General features: G+C 70.9%; 4 protein-coding genes. 1 reads left to right on the top strand and 3 read right to left on the bottom strand.

From position 1 onward, the window contains the following. Positions 1-269: 269 nt before the first annotated feature. Together ACF07S_RS33400 and ACF07S_RS33405 are read right to left on the bottom strand one after the other, a co-directional pair. Positions 270-680 carry a hypothetical protein gene (locus ACF07S_RS33400; RefSeq protein ID WP_391975919.1) on the bottom strand — a complete coding sequence of 137 codons (411 nt, stop codon included), beginning with the start codon at positions 678-680 and terminating at the stop codon, positions 270-272. Between the two features lie 528 nt (positions 681-1,208). Next, positions 1,209-1,508 (bottom strand): NIPSNAP family protein, encoded by a 300-nt coding sequence (locus ACF07S_RS33405; RefSeq protein ID WP_391975920.1) that lies wholly within the window; start codon positions 1,506-1,508, stop codon positions 1,209-1,211. A gap of 245 nt (positions 1,509-1,753) precedes the next feature. On the opposite strand from ACF07S_RS33405, the gene ACF07S_RS33410 reads away from it, so the two are divergent. Next, positions 1,754-2,239 (top strand): hypothetical protein, encoded by a 486-nt coding sequence (locus ACF07S_RS33410; RefSeq protein WP_391975921.1) that lies wholly within the window; start codon positions 1,754-1,756, stop codon positions 2,237-2,239. Positions 2,240-2,423: 184 nt separating this feature from the next. On the opposite strand, the gene ACF07S_RS33415 is transcribed toward ACF07S_RS33410, so the two are convergent. Next, a complete protein-coding gene (locus ACF07S_RS33415; protein ID WP_391975922.1) occupies positions 2,424-2,894 on the bottom strand; it encodes a hypothetical protein in 471 nt (156 codons plus the stop codon). Positions 2,895-2,978 lie beyond the last annotated feature (84 nt).

Below are 2,978 nucleotides of genomic sequence, written 5' to 3' on the forward strand. Positions count from 1 at the left end.
AGGCCACCACGGCCTGACCTCAGGCCCGAAACACAAGCCCACCACGCCCCGACGACGCCATCAGACACTCACACACCCAACAATGTGACAGCGCCCCACCGGGGCCCGGAGCACCTGCTCCGGGCCCCGGCCCGTGCGGGTGGTGCCACCGGCCACACAGGGCGAACGCCCGCAGGGGGAGAACACCGTACGCGCCATGCGGCGCCGGTGAAACCGCGCGCTGCCCGATCGGCGGCTACCGCCTGCCTCCGGCTGTCGGTTTCCGTCGCTCAGCCGGTCCCGGGCAGCGCGGGTGCACAGATGCCGCACAGACGGTAGCGGGTGCCGCCGCGGGGACCGATGCGCTCCTTCACCCAGGTGGCCGCCTCGCCGATCTCCATGACACGCAGGTGCGTCGCCCATCCGGAGTTGGAGGTGCCGTTGTGGGCGAAGTCGGTCAGGGCGCCGTGCAGCCACGGCGAGTCGTCCCCTTCGATGCCGCCGACCGACTGCTCGATCTGCCGGCAGATGGTGCGGTGCAGTGTGTGCTTGCCGGCGGCGTAGGGGTAGCGGTCGGGCTCGTCGAAGCGGCGCCGCTGCACGAGCGAGGCGGCACGGAGGGCATCGAACCGCTCACTGGCCTCCGCACAGACCGCACACCCGGCAGCACACACCGACACCTCGATGCCGCCCGCCAGCACCGCGACCTCATCCTCGGCACGGGCCGGCCGCGGAATCCCGGCCACCGCGTCGCGCGGCCGGGGACGCTGACGGGGCGGCCGGGCCCCGGCCAGACGTACAGCCGCCGCGGCCCGTCGGCCCGCCTCCCCAGCGGCGCGCTGCCGCGCAGAGATCCGTCCCCGCTTCGCCATGAAAGATCGCCCTTCCTCTTCGCCGCCGACCGCAGTGGTAAAAGGTACGGCGCCGTGGAACACATCGCCGCTGTCCGCTGCGCGCGTGTCGCCCGGCGGTCCGCCAGTCCCGCCCGATGTACCTCCCCTTCCCGCCCGACGGGACAGGCCGCGAGGAGCCGGCCCGGCCCCCGGCGAAACGGGCAGACCTCGCCCTGGCCCTGACAGCACTGACGCACGCTGAGCCCTTTGGGACACGAGGCAAAAGACGGCCGCGCCGCACGCCGCGGCCGCAGCGTGCGGGCCACCCCGGCCGGGCTGCCCACCCTGAGAGACGCTCCTGAGCCCTTGGCACCGCGGGGCCGCACGTGTCGACGGTCAGTAGCGCTGTTCGACCGTGCGGTCGTCGGTGTGCAGGAGGTAGTCGTCCGGATCGAGGTCCATCGCCTCGCGCTCGGGCGACGCCCAGTACAGCGCGTTGCGCTCCGCGAAGGTCTCCGGACCCGCGTAGGAGATCAGCCAGACGAACTGGTTGCGTTCCCGGTCCACCCAGGCCCCGCCGATCTGGAAACCCAGCGCCAGGCGCAGCGGCACGATGTCGCTGCGCCACCGCTCCACCCACTCCTTGAGCAGCCCGTCGCGGACGGTGTACGTACGCAACTGCGCGCTCCTGGACATCTCATGCTCCTTCCGCCGGGCCGGGCGAGGAGGTGTTCGGTAAGTCCTGTGGTGAGTATGACCCTTGATTCCGAGACGTGAGGCGGGCTGGGCTGCCAGCTCGCCTCCTGGTTCGGTGCGGCTCTTGACCGGCCGCTGGCCCGGTATCTGGAACGCGAGGACGTGCACCCCCGCGGGGATGCCCCTATGCCTTTGGCCAAAGGAAACGGGGGTGCGTCAGATCGGCGATCGGGCAGCATGGCGGGGTGAGCGACCTGCTGTGGGATGACGTGAAGTGCTTTTTCGACCTGGACCTGATGGGGTCGTTGCCGGACATACGGGTTCCGAACGCCTCGGTAGAGGACTGGCAAGCCGTCCTCGACCTTGTCGCGGAGAGAGGTTGGAAGCACCAGTACTCCGAAGGGGAGACGGTGCTTCCGGTGCCCCGGGCGGAGGCCGTGCTGTCCCGCCCGGCGGATGCCGAATGTGCGGACCTGCGGGTCTGGCCGACCCCCGATGTGCTGGCGATCTTCAGTTTCTACGCCGACGACGAAGTCGACTTCGACGTCGACCTCCGGGAATTGCAAGGCCAGGACCGACTGGATGTGCTCTGCGGCTTCCTTCGGGAGATCGGGCGGCGCTTGGGCAAGCCGGTATTCATGGATCCGGAGGGCGAGTACGGCCATCCAGTGCTTGGCTTCGACGTTGAGGCTGATCGAGTCGTTCTCCTTGCAGACCCGCAGGTCAGGTAACTGGGCTGACGGCTGCGGTTTGCAGAAGGTGCCGTCGCGGAGCATGGCGAAGAGGACATCGGCTCGGCGTCCGGCGAGACAGAGCAGGGCCTGGAGCAGCCGCACTCACCTCACATCCCCTCATGTCACTGCCGTGGAGGGGCTTGCCGTCCGTGCCGCTCGCCCGGTGCGTGAAGGCGACGGGTCATACCCGGCGTCCCGGCCCGGACGCGGGGTGTCGGGGCGGCTGCGGCTGCGGCGCGGAAGGCCGTGCCGCGGAGGGTTCGGGCCCGGGCGTCTGGGCGCGTGAGGTACGGCCCCGCAGGAGCCGTCCGGCCATCGCCTGGATCTGCGCGGCCCGGTGGGAAAAGGGCAGGGCGCCGGTGCGCGCTGCGGGGCGCAGGAAGCCTTCCGCGTCGTAGCGGCGCTGGTAGTCTCTGCTCGCGGATTGGGCCGAGCCGGGGGCGATGGCGGCCTCGACGGCGGGGGTGAACGTGGCGGCGTGGGTCAGGTAAGGCCGGTCGGCCTGACGCCAGGACACCCCGGCGACCTCGACTGCGTGGTCACCAGGATCCCGGAACTTCACGCTCGTCGCCAGAGCGTGAGCTTCCGAGGCGGCCGGGGCCTGCAGCGGGCGCAGCGTGAAGACCACGTGGGTGCCGGGGGGCGTTGTCACGTTGGTGGGGTGTTGATCGGTTGAGGGCGTGTCAGGGCGTAGGGGGGGCGGGCGGGGCCTGGATTACGCTGCGGTGGGAGGGGC

This window comes from Streptomyces sp. NPDC016640, from assembly GCF_043076215.1.
Taxonomy (GTDB): Bacteria; Actinomycetota; Actinomycetes; order Streptomycetales; family Streptomycetaceae; genus Streptomyces.

Bases quoted from the DNA above. Each gene is read 5' to 3' on its own strand.
- ACF07S_RS33405 (WP_391975920.1), bottom strand. From the start codon at position 1,508: ATGTCCAGGAGCGCGCAGTTGCGTACGTACACCGTCCGCGACGGGCTG.